Annotated in this window: 15 protein-coding genes and 2 pseudogenes; 10 read left to right on the top strand and 7 right to left on the bottom strand. The window is 66.5% G+C overall.

Annotated features, from left to right (window positions below; all coding sequences use genetic code 11):
* Nucleotides 1-185 precede the first annotated feature (185 nt).
* Nucleotides 186-629: a winged helix-turn-helix transcriptional regulator gene (locus ACFXHE_RS20845; protein ID WP_379385297.1), complete on the bottom strand. Its 444-nt coding sequence runs from the start codon at nt 627-629 to the stop codon at nt 186-188.
* Nucleotides 630-757: 128 nt separating this feature from the next.
* Here ACFXHE_RS20845 and ACFXHE_RS20840 point away from each other — a divergent pair, with 128 nt between their 5' ends.
* The gene (locus ACFXHE_RS20840) at nt 758-1,630 is read left to right on the top strand and encodes an aldo/keto reductase family oxidoreductase (protein WP_379385295.1); all 873 of its coding nucleotides are present in this window, start codon (nt 758-760) and stop codon (nt 1,628-1,630) included.
* Between the two features lie 368 nt (nt 1,631-1,998).
* Nucleotides 1,999-2,472, top strand: a complete 474-nt coding sequence (locus tag ACFXHE_RS20835; RefSeq protein ID WP_379385293.1) for a hypothetical protein — start codon at nt 1,999-2,001, stop codon at nt 2,470-2,472.
* A 225-nt stretch (nt 2,473-2,697) separates the two neighbouring features.
* Here ACFXHE_RS20835 and ACFXHE_RS20830 read toward each other — a convergent pair whose 3' ends face one another.
* On the bottom strand, nt 2,698-3,597 hold the full coding sequence (locus ACFXHE_RS20830) for an alpha/beta fold hydrolase (RefSeq protein ID WP_379385291.1): 900 nt from the start codon (nt 3,595-3,597) through the stop codon (nt 2,698-2,700).
* 226 nt (nt 3,598-3,823) lie between these two features.
* On the opposite strand from ACFXHE_RS20830, the pseudogene ACFXHE_RS20825 reads away from it, so the two are divergent.
* Together ACFXHE_RS20825 and ACFXHE_RS20820 are read left to right on the top strand one after the other, a co-directional pair.
* A pseudogene (locus tag ACFXHE_RS20825) lies at nt 3,824-3,946 on the top strand (helix-turn-helix domain-containing protein); the annotation flags it as partial.
* A gap of 141 nt (nt 3,947-4,087) precedes the next feature.
* A complete protein-coding gene (locus ACFXHE_RS20820; RefSeq protein WP_379385399.1) occupies nt 4,088-4,540 on the top strand; it encodes a GbsR/MarR family transcriptional regulator in 453 nt (150 codons plus the stop codon).
* 346 nt (nt 4,541-4,886) lie between these two features.
* Here ACFXHE_RS20820 and ACFXHE_RS20815 read toward each other — a convergent pair whose 3' ends face one another.
* Nucleotides 4,887-5,369 carry a hypothetical protein gene (locus ACFXHE_RS20815; RefSeq protein WP_379385290.1) on the bottom strand — a complete coding sequence of 161 codons (483 nt, stop codon included), beginning with the start codon at nt 5,367-5,369 and terminating at the stop codon, nt 4,887-4,889.
* Between the two features lie 31 nt (nt 5,370-5,400).
* Between ACFXHE_RS20815 and ACFXHE_RS20810 the strand changes: the two genes are divergently transcribed.
* Nucleotides 5,401-5,634, top strand: a complete 234-nt coding sequence (locus ACFXHE_RS20810; RefSeq protein WP_379385288.1) for a hypothetical protein — start codon at nt 5,401-5,403, stop codon at nt 5,632-5,634.
* 218 nt (nt 5,635-5,852) lie between these two features.
* Here ACFXHE_RS20810 and ACFXHE_RS20805 read toward each other — a convergent pair whose 3' ends face one another.
* Complete coding sequence (locus tag ACFXHE_RS20805) at nt 5,853-7,202, bottom strand: MFS transporter (protein ID WP_379385287.1); 1,350 nt, start codon at nt 7,200-7,202, stop codon at nt 5,853-5,855.
* 88 nt (nt 7,203-7,290) lie between these two features.
* Here ACFXHE_RS20805 and ACFXHE_RS20800 point away from each other — a divergent pair, with 88 nt between their 5' ends.
* Nucleotides 7,291-7,743, top strand: coding sequence for a winged helix-turn-helix transcriptional regulator (locus tag ACFXHE_RS20800; RefSeq protein ID WP_379385285.1), 453 nt, complete (start codon nt 7,291-7,293; stop codon nt 7,741-7,743).
* Between the two features lie 83 nt (nt 7,744-7,826).
* On the opposite strand, the gene ACFXHE_RS20795 is transcribed toward ACFXHE_RS20800, so the two are convergent.
* Together ACFXHE_RS20795 and ACFXHE_RS20790 are read right to left on the bottom strand one after the other, a co-directional pair.
* On the bottom strand, nt 7,827-8,030 hold the full coding sequence (locus tag ACFXHE_RS20795) for a PASTA domain-containing protein (protein WP_379385397.1): 204 nt from the start codon (nt 8,028-8,030) through the stop codon (nt 7,827-7,829).
* A gap of 133 nt (nt 8,031-8,163) precedes the next feature.
* A pseudogene (locus ACFXHE_RS20790) lies at nt 8,164-9,285 on the bottom strand (serine/threonine-protein kinase).
* 135 nt (nt 9,286-9,420) lie between these two features.
* Here ACFXHE_RS20790 and ACFXHE_RS20785 point away from each other — a divergent pair.
* Together ACFXHE_RS20785 and ACFXHE_RS20780 are read left to right on the top strand one after the other, a co-directional pair.
* Nucleotides 9,421-9,915: a hypothetical protein gene (locus tag ACFXHE_RS20785; RefSeq protein WP_379385284.1), complete on the top strand. Its 495-nt coding sequence runs from the start codon at nt 9,421-9,423 to the stop codon at nt 9,913-9,915.
* Nucleotides 9,916-9,947: 32 nt separating this feature from the next.
* Complete coding sequence (locus ACFXHE_RS20780) at nt 9,948-10,340, top strand: NUDIX hydrolase (protein WP_379385282.1); 393 nt, start codon at nt 9,948-9,950, stop codon at nt 10,338-10,340.
* Nucleotides 10,341-10,388: 48 nt separating this feature from the next.
* Here ACFXHE_RS20780 and ACFXHE_RS20775 read toward each other — a convergent pair whose 3' ends face one another.
* Complete coding sequence (locus ACFXHE_RS20775; protein WP_354843674.1) at nt 10,389-10,988, bottom strand: TetR/AcrR family transcriptional regulator; 600 nt, start codon at nt 10,986-10,988, stop codon at nt 10,389-10,391.
* 150 nt (nt 10,989-11,138) lie between these two features.
* On the opposite strand from ACFXHE_RS20775, the gene ACFXHE_RS20770 reads away from it, so the two are divergent.
* A complete protein-coding gene (locus tag ACFXHE_RS20770) occupies nt 11,139-11,984 on the top strand; it encodes an alpha/beta fold hydrolase (RefSeq protein ID WP_379385280.1) in 846 nt (281 codons plus the stop codon).
* Nucleotides 11,981-14,356, top strand: coding sequence for a beta-glucosidase (locus tag ACFXHE_RS20765; protein WP_379385278.1), 2,376 nt, complete (start codon nt 11,981-11,983; stop codon nt 14,354-14,356). Before ACFXHE_RS20770 ends, ACFXHE_RS20765 begins: the two co-directional genes overlap by 4 nt.
* The last annotated feature ends 22 nt before the right edge of the window (nt 14,357-14,378 follow it).

The raw sequence follows: 14,378 nt of genomic DNA, 5'->3' as shown, positions 1-14,378 counted from the left end.
AATGCTCGCTCATCGGCAATAGCGCGCACTGCCGGCGGCTGTACGGCGTGCTGCCCGTTGATCTTCCGATGCCCCGCGCTGGCCGGTTCGGTCAGCGCGCCATGCGGCATGAGAGCTCACTATCGCTCACTATATTCAGTAGTCCTGCTGGAGTGGGGGAAGAGGGCGGGTTTGGGTTGCGTGGTTCAGTCGACGGGGGTGTCGTGTGCTGCACGGTTGGTGAGCACTTCATCCATGTGCGTTTCGGCCCAGCCCTTGATCTCGCGAACCAATCGGTGCAGCGAGAGGCCGAGGTCGGTCAGTTCGTAGGAGACCGTCACGGGCACGGTCGGTATTGCCGTGCGGGTGATCAGACCGTCTCGCTCCAGGGAGCGGAGGGTTTGGGTAAGCATCTTCTGGCTGACGCCTGCCAGCTGGCGCGACAGCTCCGAGTAGCGCATCGAGCGCGGCTCGCCGGCGCAGGGGGTGCCGGGCTGATGTGACCCGCCGTTGCCGAGCGCGGTCACGATCAGTGTGACCCATTTATCGGAGATCCGTTCCAGCAGTTTGCGGCTCGGGCATGCCGCCAGGAAGGCGTCGTATTCGGCCTTGGACTGTGCTCTCTTCTGGGCTGCCGTCATCGTTGCCATCAGCGGCTTCTCCAACCTGTGGGTGAGTTACGCACTTCGAGGTGCCTACTTCCTATGGGGAAGTTACAGGTCAATGATGGAGAAGGACACCAGCAGAGACCAACCGGCTCGAGATGAGAGACAGAGGTATGAACGCACCCTCCCCTTCGCTTCCCGGCGGAACCTGGACCCTGGGCGACCTGACTGTTACCCGGTTCGGTTACGGCGCAATGCAACTCGCCGGCCCTGGGGTCATGGGTCCGCCTGCCGATCGTGACGGCGCGCTCGCCGTCCTGCGCGAGGTCGTCGACTTCGGCATCACCCACATCGATACCGCCGACGCCTACGGGCCACGCATCACAAACCAGCTGATCCGCGAAGCACTGCACCCTTACCCCGAACAGCTGCACATCGTGACCAAGGTTGGGGCGACCCGAGATCAGCAGGGTGGATGGCCCCCGGCCCGACGACCCGAAGAATTGCGCCGCGCCGTCCACGAGAACCTGGAAGCGCTCGGTCTCGAGGTGCTCGACGTGGTCAACCTCCGGCTCGGCAATGCTCAAGGGCCACAGTCCGGTTCACTCGCATGGCCGTTCGAGACCCTCGCCGAACTCCAGCAGCAGGGTCTGATCCGCCACCTCGGCGTGAGCAACGCGACGGCCGAACAGGTCGCCGAGGCGCAGACGATCGCGCCGATCGTGTGCGTGCAGAACATGTACAACCTTGCCTACCGTCGAGACGACGAACTGATCGACACCCTCGCCGAGCAGGGCATCGCCTACGTACCTTTCTTCCCACTCGGTGGCTTCAGTCCACTACAGTCCGCGGCGCTGTCGGCCGTCGCCGACCGGTTGAATGCGACACCGATGTCAGTGGCCCTGGCCTGGCTGCTGCATCGATCACCGAATATCCTGCTGATCCCAGGTACCTCATCGACGATCCACCTGCGCGAGAATCTCGTCGGCGCGCGAATGTCGCTCTCCGACAACGAAATCGACGAATTGGAAAAGATCAGCCACTAGCCGAATCCCGCGTTGCCACCGCGGACCGTGACCAACGAACACACTCAACTCGGCAGTAGCGGACGTTCTGCACCGCAACAGGTTCCGGCCGCCGACGCCTCGCGCTGGCCGGTTCGGTCAGCGCGGTATGCGGCAGTAGCGGATACTCCCAACTCGGATAGGCCACCACCAAGGTTCGCCTTGGTGCGCGCTACTGGTCGGCGGTCGATCGGAGAGGCCACACGACCCTGCACCGTCGTGAACGCGGCGGGTGCCAATACCCCAAAAGATGTGAAATGAATTCGGTTCGCAATGCTGGTTCAGTGGCTAGGCTGCGGGCGCCCGGGCAGCAATCTCCGGGGGGATCGAACAAGAGAGGTTCTGCACCGATGACTCTGAAATCACTGACCGGCAAGGGATTCGCGGTCGCGGCCGCTGCTGCGGCGGCCAGTCTCGCGGTCGCCGCGGCACCGGCGTCGGCGACAATCACCAACTTGACGGCGGACTGTGTCGGCGGCGCGCTCTCCGGCGGCTGCGCTTACGTCGCAGTCTCCGCCAATCTGACGGATTCGACGCCGGTGTCGTTCACGATCAACGGTGCAGTGCTGGCAGGAAGCCCGTTCACTCCCACACCGTCGTCAGGCGGGACGTATTACGTCTTGCTTTACCTCGATTGCATCGGCAACCCGTTCCATGTGGTCGCGACCCAGAACAGCGCGACAGGCGGACCCGCCAGCCAGATGGCGGCCGATTACACTGTCCCCTCGTCCATTCACACTGCTTCCACTGGCAGTTCCGCGGCCGACGCCATCCTCGGTGCAGTCTCCAGCCTGCTCCCACGGCCCGCCTGCCACGTCGTTTAACCAGACGTGAGCGCCATTGGAACGCCCGCAACTCGGCAATAGCGTGCATTACTGGCGGTCGTACGGCGTTCTGCCCGTTGATCTTCCGATGCCCCGCGCTGGCCGGTTCGGTCAGCGCACCATGCGCCATGACAATGTGTTGGCGCAGTATGGCGCTCCCCGAAAACTCGAGGGTTCTCAGTTGAGTTCGGGACACGGCGGCATCTTCGAGAAGTCGTTGTTGGTTCAGGCGAGGCGGTCGAGGATGGCGGCAAGCTCACGGGCCTGTAGGACGACACCTACGTGTCCGGATGCGAGACTGTGGACGTCGAAGGGATTGTCCGGTGTGAGGCGGTCGGCGTCGTCGATCATTTTCGTGGCCAGCGCCGGAGAGATCACATTGTCTCGGGTGAGGCGGATGAAGCTGCGAGGTATCCGTCCCCACGTGTCGGCTTCTACTCGGGCGTCGGCGAAGCTGGTCTGTGCCCCGTCTTCGGGTTGCATGCCGTAGTTGATCACCGTCAATGTCTGCTCCAGGGTGGCTTCGGGCATGTTGGTCAGCCGAAAGTCCTCCAGGGCCACGGGATCAGGGGAACGAAGGTTGAAGCGTATGAGGCCGCGGGATACCGGTTCCATTCCCAGAAACAGCGAGTGGTCGGTGTTGGGGACCGCCACATCTTTCATGGCCTCGGGGGTCTGACTCAGTGCCATTGCACTGGGTGCATCTGGAGTGGATGGGCAGAATGCGGAGAGGTAGACCAGGCGGTGGACGGCCTCGGGTATGGCGTTGCCGACCAAACCGATCGTGATGCCGCCGAGGCTGTGCCCGGCCAGGATTACCGGCCCGTGCCGGCGCACCTTCCGCACCACGTCGATGACGTGGGTGACGTTGTCCTGCACCGTGATCGCGGCCATCGGTGACGGTGACGCTGCGAACGCGGCAATGTCCTGGGCCTGGTAGGCCAGTGGTATCGAGGCATCGAGACCGTGTCCGGGAAGATCCACCGGCAGGCTGCGGTGGCCGAGCAAGGCCAGTTCGCGGACCACGGGCGCCCAATAGAAGCTGTTACCGGTCAGGCCGTGTACGAACACGAATGTCGGAGCAGTGGTTGCTGTTTCGGCATCGTGGTGAGCGGGTTCGGTCATCGGGTTCCTTCCAGCACCTAATGTTCAGTGGGGACCGAACAGTAGGTCGACTGCCGTCGGCGCTCAACGAGAATGTTGTGGGAGACTGCAGTTTCCGCAGATTGAATGAATATCTTGAATGCAATGATCATGTCAGAGAATGCAAGAACGAACCCTTGAGTTTGCAATGAGATGCCGTTGAACGCATGCCGGTACGACATGACGACACCGAGAGGGAACCGCACCGATGCCGGGAGCCAGACTTACATTGCAGGAACGAGAATGCATCGCAGCAGGACTGGCCGACGGGTTGGGATACACCGAGATCGCCCGGCAACTCGAGCGGCCCGCCTCCACGGTCAGCCGCGAGGTAACGCGCAACGGCGGACCCAGCCGGTATCGCGCCGACCGAGCACACCGCGCAACCGCAACACGATCACGACGAGGCAAGACAACCGTGCCCCCGCAATCGGCTACGGCACCGACAGCCGAGTCCACCCCGGACGATGCTGTGAACACGTTTGCGGCGCAGTTCACCGACCTGTTCGTGTACGACGGGATGCCTCGAATGCAAGCGCGGGTGCTGACCTGCCTGCATCTCACCGACTCCGGCAGTCTCACCGCCGCCGAGCTGGTGCACCGCCTCGGAGTGAGCCCGGCCTCCATCTCGACAGCTGTGTGCGCACTGGAAAAGCGGGATCTCATTCGCCGGGAACGTGATTCGCCGCGCCGCGACCGGTACTACATCGACGATCACACCTGGTACCGCACCACGCTCAACCTTGCCCGCGCCTCCGATGAAAAGGTCAAGGCAGCCCGCCTCGGTGCCGAAATCCTCGGCGCAACAACCCCTGCGGGCCTCCGCCTGACCGAGATCGGCCGATATCTCGACTACCTCGGACGCGAGATGGTCCAGGCCGTTGAACGCTGGCACACATCACCGATGCAACTCGACGATCGCTGATACAGAGCCGCTCACTGCTCTGCGAGCGAGTCCGCAAAGACGCTGGCAGTGCTCGCCCGCCGAGCGTCCGCCCGTGACCCAAGCCGCCAGACCACGAGCCGAACAGCAGCCATACTCGCTCTGAACCACACCGCATTCGGCATTTCAGTGCGTTTGCCGGGCCTTCCAGCCGAGCGGCAGTCGGCAGTCAGACCGAGCCATGCCCCCCGCTGAAGGCACTCGGCCATCTTTGAAATCGACTTTCGAACATCGACAACTGTGCGCAAAAGTGCAGGTAAGGGTATGCCCTCGGCAGGATTCGAACCCGCGAAGCCTTACGCGTCATAGGTTTGCCGCGATGGACAGATCAGAACCGACCCTGCCCATACTCTTGCAACATCGGGAGCGCGGCGCGTAGGCCTTCGGCGAATTCTGGGGGAATGACTTCGCGTTCTTTCAGGAAGCGCATGTCGCCCGTTTCGAGGCCGTAGGCAACCCCTTCGATGAGTCCTCGCATATTCATGATCAGCACGCACGCGATGTGCTCGCCATCGGTGATCGGCCCTGCGACGTCCACCGCGAGCGCACACGGTCGCAAACCTTCGCTGGTGACGGCTGGCAGTAGCTCGGCCGCGGCATCGACGATCGCGCGCTCCACGGTTTCGGCGTCGAGCGGCAGCGGTATCGACACGTACGGTAGAGGTCGTTCGGAATCGTCTGGAGCACCGTCGTCGAGCACGACTCCGAGCGTGAACTCCACGGGTGTCGTGATGGGTGGAATGTGTCCGACGGCAATGGATTCGGCCATCGCGATCTGATCGACCCAGTCGTAGAACTCGTCATCCATCACATGCCCGACCCTAGTACTCCAGCCGGGCTTCGTGACCGGTGGTGATGGTGATCAAGTCGTGTTTGTCCGTGACACAACTGAATTGGCGGTGGCCGCGCCTGGCATCGTAGACCCCGATCGTTGGCGCGAGGAGTTCGAGGACCTGACCGGTCGTCTCGGGGCACGGTTCACCCGGGTCGAAACCCGCCACACGGCCGCGAAGATGCTGGCAGGGATGGTGTCGGAGCTGCCGAACAAGAGCCGATTTCAACACTCAACTCCTTGACTGGCTCGACAAGGCCAACCAGCGCCCCACATGGATTCGATTCCCTGTGGGGCGCTTTTCTGCGTTCACTGGCCTTGTGGCTTCTCCCTCTGAGCTTCGATGAACGCGACGCGCGTTCTCTTCGTGCGTTCAAAAGATCAGCTTTTCTTGAGGCTTTCAGGCATTCAGGGCCTGCCGGAACTCCATGGCTTCCCGATACCAGGGTGATCGGCCTACGGCTAGGCGGACTTCCATGACCGGCCCTCCGAGCATCTTGGGGGGGCGGTGTGTCGACTGGAGGGGCTTGCCGACTGCTCAATGCTCGCCACACCTGCCGTGGTACACCGCTCAGTCCAGCTCGTCCTTGACCTCGACGCCGTGAAACCAACGCCCTGAGACATCACACCTAGCCCGTCACGTACCGCCGGTCGTCGTCGAGTCGTCAGCGCCCACACCGCGAGGGCGGACAGCGAATAGGCCGCTCCCACAGCGCAGGACGCCTGCCATCCCCACTGGTGGTAGGCCCAGGCGGTCGTCACTGCTCCGAGCGCGGATCCCAGCGAGTAGAACGCCATGTACGCGCCGATGACACTGCTCGCGCGGGCCGGGTGAGCGGTCGTCAGCAGATGCTGGCTGCTGACTTGTACCGCTTGAACAGCGAAGTCCAGCAGGATGATTCCCGCGACGAGCAGCCACAGCGCGGTACCGGTCTGGGCGATGAGCAGCCAGGACGCCGTGAGCAGAGCCAGCGACCAGCCCGTGATCGCCTGTGCGCGACCGGAATCGGCCCACCGGCCCGCGCGGGCGGCTCCGAACGCCCCGGCCAGGCCCGCCAGCCCGAACAGGCCGATCCGGGTGGTGTCCAGGTTCCAGGGATCTGCGCCGAGCGGGAGCGCCAGTCCGCTCCACAGGGTTCCGAAGGATGCGAACAGGAAGAAGGCGATCAGTCCCCGGCTCAGGAACAGCCGATCCGCGGACACGAGGCGTCCGATCGACGCCAGCACCCGCGTGTATCGGGTTGTGGCCGTTCGAGTATCCGGATGTAGCCAGTGGCCGACGGCCACGGCGAGCCCGGCGCAGAGGATGGTGAGTACCGCGTAGACCGCGCGCCAGCCGGCCGCGTCGCCGAGGACGCCGGCGAGCACCCGGACACCGAGGATGCCCGCCACCACACCCGAGGTGATCGCACCGATGGTCCGGCCGCGTTCGTCCGGGGCGGACACGGCGGCGGCATAGGCGACCGTCACCTGCACCACGACCGCGAACACCCCCGACACGACCAGTCCCGCCACCGCGCCGGCACCGTTCGGCGCGGCGGCCACCAGCGCGGTCCCCACCGCGGTCAGCGCGAGTTGCGCACCGATGAGGCGGCGGCGATTCAGCACATCCCCGAGCGGGACCAGCAGGACCAGTCCGGCGAAATAGCCGAACTGGCCGGCGGCCACCAGCCATCCCACCGCGCCGGGGGAAAGCCCCAGGTCCGTGCCCGCTTCCGCCAGCACCGGCTGGATCGCGTAGATCGTCGACACCGCCACCGCGCAGACCAGGGCCAGCAGCCAGCGCTGCGCCCTCGAAACCCCGTGGGCCATTCCGCCTCCCGAAATCGGTAGCAAAATGAAACGAATCGCAGCGTAGGCAATAATGGTTTCGAATCGCAACCGATAGGAAGGATGTGCCATGACCGCGACGCTCGGCTCCGGCCGCCCGTGGACCGACTCCGCCTGCCCTGTCGCCCGCACCGTCGACCTCGTCGGCGACCGCTGGAGCCTGCTCATCGTGCGCGACGCCATGGACGGCGCCGCGACGTTCACCGAGTTCCAGCAGCGGCTCGGCATCGCCCGCAATATCCTCACCGATCGGCTGCGCCGGCTCGTCGACCACGGCATCCTCACCACCAGCACTGCGCCCGGCGGCAAGCGGCACAGCTACGAACTCACCGCGGCCGGGCGGGATCTGTTCACCACCATCCTGGCGCTGCGGCAGTGGGGTGAGCGACATGCCTTCGCCGCCAACGAACCCCACTCCACCCTGCGCGACCTCGACGACAACCCGATCGCCGAACTACGCCCCGAGAACCGGAAGGGTGCACCGGTCACCGCCACGACGACCCGGGTGCGAAAGGTGCGCTGACATAGCGATTCCGGGTCGGCGTGGGCGCGGCTCGGCCGAATCCCGGCGTGCGCGAGGTCAACTCATCGGGATACGAGGTCAGCTCACCGGCTATATGACGTGACGGGGATCGATGAGCTCACCGGGGTGGACGTGCCGATCTCGCCGATCGTGATGGTCACCGTCGCGTCGACGGCGACCGTGGTGCCCGCCGCCGGATTCTGGCCGACCACCTTGCCGACCTTCGCGGGATCGGTGACCTTCACTGTGGATTGCTGTACGGTTCCGTGCCAGCCGAGGGCTTGCAGCGTGATGGTTCGCGGCCGCGGGCATGAGACCGGTCAGGGCCCGGCTGGGGGCTCGGTTCGCGCAGGTACGGGGGCCGGAGCCGTTCGCGCGGACACCGATGCCGGGCCGCTTCGAATGGGCGTGGGAGTCGGGTCAGTTCGAGCGAGTCCGGTTGGGAGCTCTGCAGGCACCACCGGCGCCCAGTCGAGTCGACCGGACACCGGCACCCGCGCGAACCAGCCCGACACCGGCTCGTACTCGAACCGGCTCGACACCGATACTCGCGCAAACCTCTCCGGCTCCTGCACCTGGCGCGGGTTGTCGGAGGATCTGTTGCGCCGACCATGCCATCTGGGTGCAGGTGCCGCAGCGCCGGCCGGGATCCTTGGCCATGGCGCGCGCGATGAGTTCGTCGAAACCCCCTGGTAGATCGGGGTTTCGCTCCGACGGCACCGGCACCGGCTCGTACGCGTGCCCGTATTTGATCTGGCCGACGTTCTGTCCCGGGTACGGCGGCTGGCCGGTCAGCATGTGATAGAGCGTGCAGCCCAAGGAATAGACTTCGGCGCGTCGATCGGCCTCGCCCGGCCGGGTCAGTCGCTCGGGGGCGGCGTACTGGAAGCTGGCCGGGATCTCGCCGCGCTGGGTCAGCTGCCTGCTCTCGTCGAGCGCCTTGGCGATGCCGAAGTCGGTGAGCAGCGCCTGTTCCGGCCGCCCGTCGGAGAGCAGGATATTCGCCGGTTTCACATCCCGGTGCAGAATCCCGGTGTCGTGCGCGTGGTCGAGCGCCGCGGCGGTCTCGGCGATGATCCGCACCGCCTGGGCCGGATGCATGGCTCCCGGCCGCAGTGCCCGCGCCACATCGGTGCCGTCGACGAAGGTCATGGAGATTCACAGCCGGTCGTCCTCCTCGCCGCGCGCGTACACCGTGACGATGTTCGGATGCTGCAGCCGCGCAACGGTATCGGCCTCCCGCCGGAACCGCACCCGGTGCTGCGACTCGCCGCCGGGCAACGTCAGTAGCTTCAGAGCAACGAAGCGCGGCAGGTCCCGATCGCGCGCCTGGTAGACCGCGCCCATCCCGCCGGCCCCCAGTTTCCGCAGGATCCGGTAGCCGGCGAAGACCTCGCCTGGTTCGAGCGTGCTCCCCACGGAGTGAATATCGCGCAACGCGCCCGCACCGAAACGTTCAGCGTGTCGGGTGCGGGTGGGTGGCCTCGCGACGATCGGGCGGGACCGCGGTAACCAGCGCTTCTTACAGAGTGAACCCGGCATTCCGGTCACGCGAAACGCCGTTGGGGGCGCGCAGGCGGCAATGACCTTGTAGTCTTTCACAATTCGGCCACCCCGCTTGGCTAGTGTCGGGTGAGCCGTGCATCTGTCGATCAACAGAGAAGGGGATTGTCGGACGTGGACGTGGGAGCAGTGGCGGCGGCCGCGCAGTCGGGTCGCAGCAGCGAAGCCATCGTCGCCGACACCGAGAAGCAAGCCATCGATCTGCTGACCAATATCGGTCGCTACTACCAGGCCATGTACAACCTCGGTGACATCCGTTCGCCCGGAGCCGAATTGCGTGCGGCCTGCTCGAAGCTGCTCACGGTCGCGAACTGGCTGGACACCGCCCGTGACGAGCAGCTGACCGACGTGCCGGAGCCCGCCGAGTCGGCCGGGCCGTCGCAGGGACGCTCGCTGCCCCGGGTGGTGGCCGATTTCCTCGCCGAACACCCCGAACAGACCTGGACCCCGGCGGAGGTGATCGCCGCGCTCCAGAGTCGCGGCGTGGAGCTGCCGATCAGCGCCCGCCACCACGTCGCGGTCGCGCTGGGGCGAATGGCGCAGCGCGACAACAGCAATGTCCGCAAACTCGATCGCGGGAAGTACCAGTACGCGGCGGACTCCGCGTAATCCGTCCCCGCCGGTTCGCGCATGATCGACGGGTGAAAGAAAAGCATTTGGTGTACTGCCGGATCGAACGCGCCGGCACCATCCTGCTGATCCGCAGGGCCGCCAGGGTTTTCCTGGCCGGGCGGTGGGAATTGCCGGGCGGTGGCGTCGAGCCGGGGGAGCGACCCGAACAGGCCGCGGTACGCGAGGTCGCGGAGGAGACGGGTCTGGCCATCGACGTCCTCGGTGAGCGCTCGGCGCACGAGTGGATGGATGTGGCCGGACGCCCGCTGCGGATTCACGCGCGCGTCTTCGATGTGCGCGAAAACGGCAGTGGCGCGGTGATTCTCAACCCGGACGAGCACGACGACCATGCCTGGGTCACGCCGGAGCAGGCCGCCGGGCTCGATCTCGCCGAGCACTTCCGCGACGCGGTGGCCGGATGAAGCGATAGGAAATGCCGGACGAGCCGCTGCGAGATGCCCGATGACGCGCTAGGAGATGTAGGCGATGAGTTCGTCGACGTAGGCGCGGAAGAGGGTGGCCATGTCGACCGTGTCGGGATCCACCAGCCACTGCAGCTGCAGGCCGTCCATCATGGCGAAGACCTGACGGGCTATCGCCGCGGGGTCGATGTCCTTGCGGATGCTGCCGTCGTCGATGCCCGCCTGTAGCGCTCCGGCCAGGTAGTCCTGGAGCAGGCGGTAGCGGTTCAATGCCCACTCGTGGGCCGGATGGTCGGCGGTGACCGCCTCGCTGGTGAGCACGGTGAACAGCCGGACCAGCCCGGGCACGTGCATATTGTGCTCGACCAGCTGGGCCAGGCGGACGAGGGCGTCCTTGCCGCGCAGCTGCTGGTCGAACCCGAGGCGGTCGTAGTCGAGGCGGTCGCGGTAGTCGAGGACCGCCGACAACAGCGCGGCCTTGTTCGGGAAGTAGTGCAGCAGCCCGGGCTGGGACAGACCGCAGCGGTCGGCGATCTCGGCGATGGAGGCACTGCGATAGCCGTTGTCGGCGAAGGCTTTCAGTGCCTCGTCGATGATCTGCTCGCGACGGTCGTCGCCCCGTCTGCGGCGTCGGGGGTGGGGCGTCATGAGGTGGGACACTAGTCAAGCGGGTTGATCAGGCAAAACCGGATCATGGTTACGAAACGATAACATTACCTAGTGACCACTCGGTAAACTGGATTTCCACTGGCACACTCGTGCCAGCCGTACAGGGCAGTACGAGGGAAGGGATTGCCGATGAGTCAGGCCCCGATCATCACGCCGATCACGCTGCGCGGAGCAGCCGGGAAGCTGGCCGCATGGGAGGTCGAGCCGCCCGCCGGGATCGAGCGCCGCGGCACCGCGCTGCTGGTGCCGGGCTTCACCGGCTCCAAGGAGGACTTCGAGGAGATGCTGCCGCTGCTCGCGGCGGCCGGGTACCGGGCGGTCGCCTACGACCAGCGCGGGCAGTGGGAGTCCGAAGGGCCCGAGGAGGTTTCGGGGTACACCCTGGCCGATTTCGTTGGCGACCTGCAGGGCGTGGTCGACCAGATCTCACCGGCCGAGCCCATCCACCTGGTCGGGCATTCCTTCGGCGGCTACGTCGCCCGCGTCGCGGTGATCGAGCGGCCGCAGCGGTTCCGCAGCTTCACCCTGCTGGCGTCGGGCCCTTCCTCGGTCGCCGACATCAATTTCCCGCCGCCACTGCTGGTCGCGCAGGCGGTGGAAGCCGGTGGGCAGGAGGTCATCTGGGAGCAGATGAACGCGGTCATGGCCCAGGCCGACCAGCAGCCCGCGCCGCAGCGCCGGGAGTTCCTGCGGGAGCGGATCCTGCGCACCAAGAAGGCCAATATCATCGGCATCCTGACCTGCATGGCCGAGCCGCCGGTGAAAGATCCGGCGGTGCTGCGGGATTCGGGTGTGCCGCTGCTGGTCGCCTACGGCGACACCAATGACCTGTGGGCGCCCGAGGTGCACGAGCGGTTCGCGAAGCAGCTGAACGCGAAGACCGCCGTCTATCACGGCTCCGGCCATGTGCCGAACGAGGATGTGCCCGCACAGGTCAGCGCGGACCTGGTGACCTTCTGGAAGGAGCAGGAATGACCGACGTCATCGACGACCTCCTCGGGAAGCTGGATCTTCCCGCCAAGATTCGCCTGATCTCGGGCGCGGGCTTCTTCCGCTTCGCGGGCGAACCGAGCATCGGGCTGGCCGAGATGCCGGTCTCCGACGGCCCGTCCGGCGTGCGCGGAGAGCAGTGGGACGAGCGCGACCCCTCGGTCAGCCTGCCCTCGGGTACTGCCCTGGCCGCCACCTGGGATCGCGACCTGCTCACCGAGATCGGCGCGCTCATCGCCGCCGAGGCCCGCCGCAAGGATGTGTACGCGGTACTCGGGCCGACCATCAACCTGCACCGATCCCCGCTCGGCGGAAGGCATTTCGAATGCTTCTCCGAGGACCCGATGCTGACCGCCGAGATCGCCGACGCCTACGTGCGGGCGGTGCAGGCGCACGGGGTGAGCGCGTGCCCGAAGCACTACGTCGCCAATGACTCCGAGACCGAGCGGTTCACCGCGAATGTGGTCGCGGACGAGCGGACCCTGCGGGAGCTGTACCTGTACCCGTTCGAGCGGTCCGTCGAGGCGGGTGCGTGGATGATCATGGCCGCCTACAACTCGGTCAACGGCGTCACCATGACCGAGAACGACCTGCTCGACGAACCGTTGAAGGGGGAGTGGGGCTTCGACGGCGTGGTGGTGTCGGACTGGACCGCGGTGCGCTCCACCCTCGGCGCGGCCAAGGGCAACGACCTGGCCATGCCCGGTCCGTGGGAGCTGTGGGGCGCGCCGCTGGAAGCGGCCGTCCGCAAGGGCGAGGTGCCCGAGTCCGCGATCGACGAGAAGGTGCGGCGCATCCTGCGATTCGCCGTCCGGGTCGGCGCGTTGAACGGAACGCCCGAGCCCGTTCCGACCTTCAGCGACGAGGCGTCGCAGCGCCTGGTGCGCGAGGCCGCGGCCAAGGCCATGGTGCTCGCCGCCAACGACGGCACCCTGCCGCTCGGCAAGCCCGCGCAGGTGGCGCTGCTCGGATCCGCCGCCGCCGAACCGCGTTTCATGGGCGGCGGCAGTGCGACCGTGATTCCGGCGCACACCACCTCCCCGCTGCAGGGGCTGTCGGAGGTGCTGCCGGTGGTCCACACACCGGGTGTGCACCTGAGCGAGAACATGATTCCGGTTCCGCTGGACCTGGTCACCGACCCCGAGACCGGCGAGCCGGGGTTGTCGCTGCGGTACCTCGACGGCGACGCCGTGCTGGATACCGAGCATCGGCGGGCGGGCAGCCTCATGCTCTTCGGCAACCCGAATGCCCTGCAGGCCAAGGCCATCGAGCTGCGCGGACGACTGCGGGCCGACGTGGCGGGGGAGTGGCGCATCGGGTTCGCCGGTGTGGGCACGCTGACCCTGACACTGGACGGCGAGCAGGTGCTCGCGGAGACCGTGGTGCCCGCCGGCGCCGATCCGGTCGAGATGCTGCTGAATCCGCCGCAGCGGTTCGTGACCCGCACCCTCGCCGAGGGGCAGGAGGTCGACGTGCTGGTGCGCATGATGCCGGACAACGGCTTCCCTGCCATGGGCATCACCTGTGCGGTCGGCCGTCCGCGCCGATCCGACGACGAAGAGTTCGCTGCCGCAGTCGAATTGGCGCGGACCTCCGAGGTGGCGGTGGTGGTCGTCGGCACGACCGAGCTGATCGAATCCGAAGGCTTCGACCGCACCACGCTGCGGCTGCCCGGTAGGCAGGACGATCTGGTCGCCGCGGTCGCCGCGGTGAACCCGCGCACCATCGTGGTGGTGAACTCCGGTTCGCCGGTGGAGATGCCGTGGCGCGACGACGTCGCGGCCGTGCTGCTTGCCTGGTTCCCCGGGCAGGAATTCGGCGCGGCGCTCGCCGACGTGCTCACCGGCGCCGCCGAACCCGGCGGCCGCCTGCCCACCACCTGGCCCGAAACGATGGCCGACGTGCCGGTGCTCGACACCAAGCCCGCACCCGACAATGCGCTGCCCTACGGCGAGGGCATTCACATCGGCTACCGCGCCTGGCTGAAATCGGGTGTGGCCCCGGCCTATCCCTTCGGCCACGGTCTCGGCTACACCACCTGGGAGCTCGACGAGCTGACGGTGTCCGGCCGGACCGCGACCGTCACCGTCCGCAATACCGGTGACCGCCGGGGCCGTCAGGTCGTGCAGGCGTATCTGTCGCGCGAGCACAGCGACGTCGACCGGCCGGTGCGCTGGCTGGCCGGATTCGCGGTGGTGGAGGCGAACCCGGGTGAATCCGTCACCGCCACCATCGACGTGCCCAAGCGCTCCTTCGAGCACTGGACCGATCAGGGCTGGGCGATCGAACCCGGGACCTTCACCCTGCACGTCGGCACCTCGGTGACCGCCCTCCCCCTCACCGCCGACATCGGCTGATCGCCTCGACCGCAACGGGTTC

It is taken from the genome of Nocardia sp. NPDC059229 (assembly GCF_042754165.1).
Lineage (GTDB): Bacteria > Actinomycetota > Actinomycetes > Mycobacteriales > Mycobacteriaceae > Nocardia.
This window is presented reverse-complemented; position numbering and strand designations above follow the sequence as displayed.

Excerpts from the sequence above, each read along its gene's own strand:
- ACFXHE_RS20845 (WP_379385297.1), bottom strand. The coding sequence starts at position 629 with ATGGCAACGATGACGGCAGCCCAGAAGAGAGCACAGTCCAAGGCCGAA.
- ACFXHE_RS20840 (WP_379385295.1), top strand. The coding sequence starts at position 758 with ATGAACGCACCCTCCCCTTCGCTTCCCGGCGGAACCTGGACCCTGGGC.
- ACFXHE_RS20835 (WP_379385293.1), top strand. The coding sequence starts at position 1,999 with ATGACTCTGAAATCACTGACCGGCAAGGGATTCGCGGTCGCGGCCGCT.
- ACFXHE_RS20830 (WP_379385291.1), bottom strand. The coding sequence starts at position 3,597 with ATGACCGAACCCGCTCACCACGATGCCGAAACAGCAACCACTGCTCCG.
- ACFXHE_RS20805 (WP_379385287.1), bottom strand. The coding sequence starts at position 7,202 with ATGGCCCACGGGGTTTCGAGGGCGCAGCGCTGGCTGCTGGCCCTGGTC.
- ACFXHE_RS20800 (WP_379385285.1), top strand. The coding sequence starts at position 7,291 with ATGACCGCGACGCTCGGCTCCGGCCGCCCGTGGACCGACTCCGCCTGC.
- ACFXHE_RS20775 (WP_354843674.1), bottom strand. The coding sequence starts at position 10,988 with ATGACGCCCCACCCCCGACGCCGCAGACGGGGCGACGACCGTCGCGAG.
- ACFXHE_RS20770 (WP_379385280.1), top strand. The coding sequence starts at position 11,139 with ATGAGTCAGGCCCCGATCATCACGCCGATCACGCTGCGCGGAGCAGCC.
- ACFXHE_RS20765 (WP_379385278.1), top strand. The coding sequence starts at position 11,981 with ATGACCGACGTCATCGACGACCTCCTCGGGAAGCTGGATCTTCCCGCC.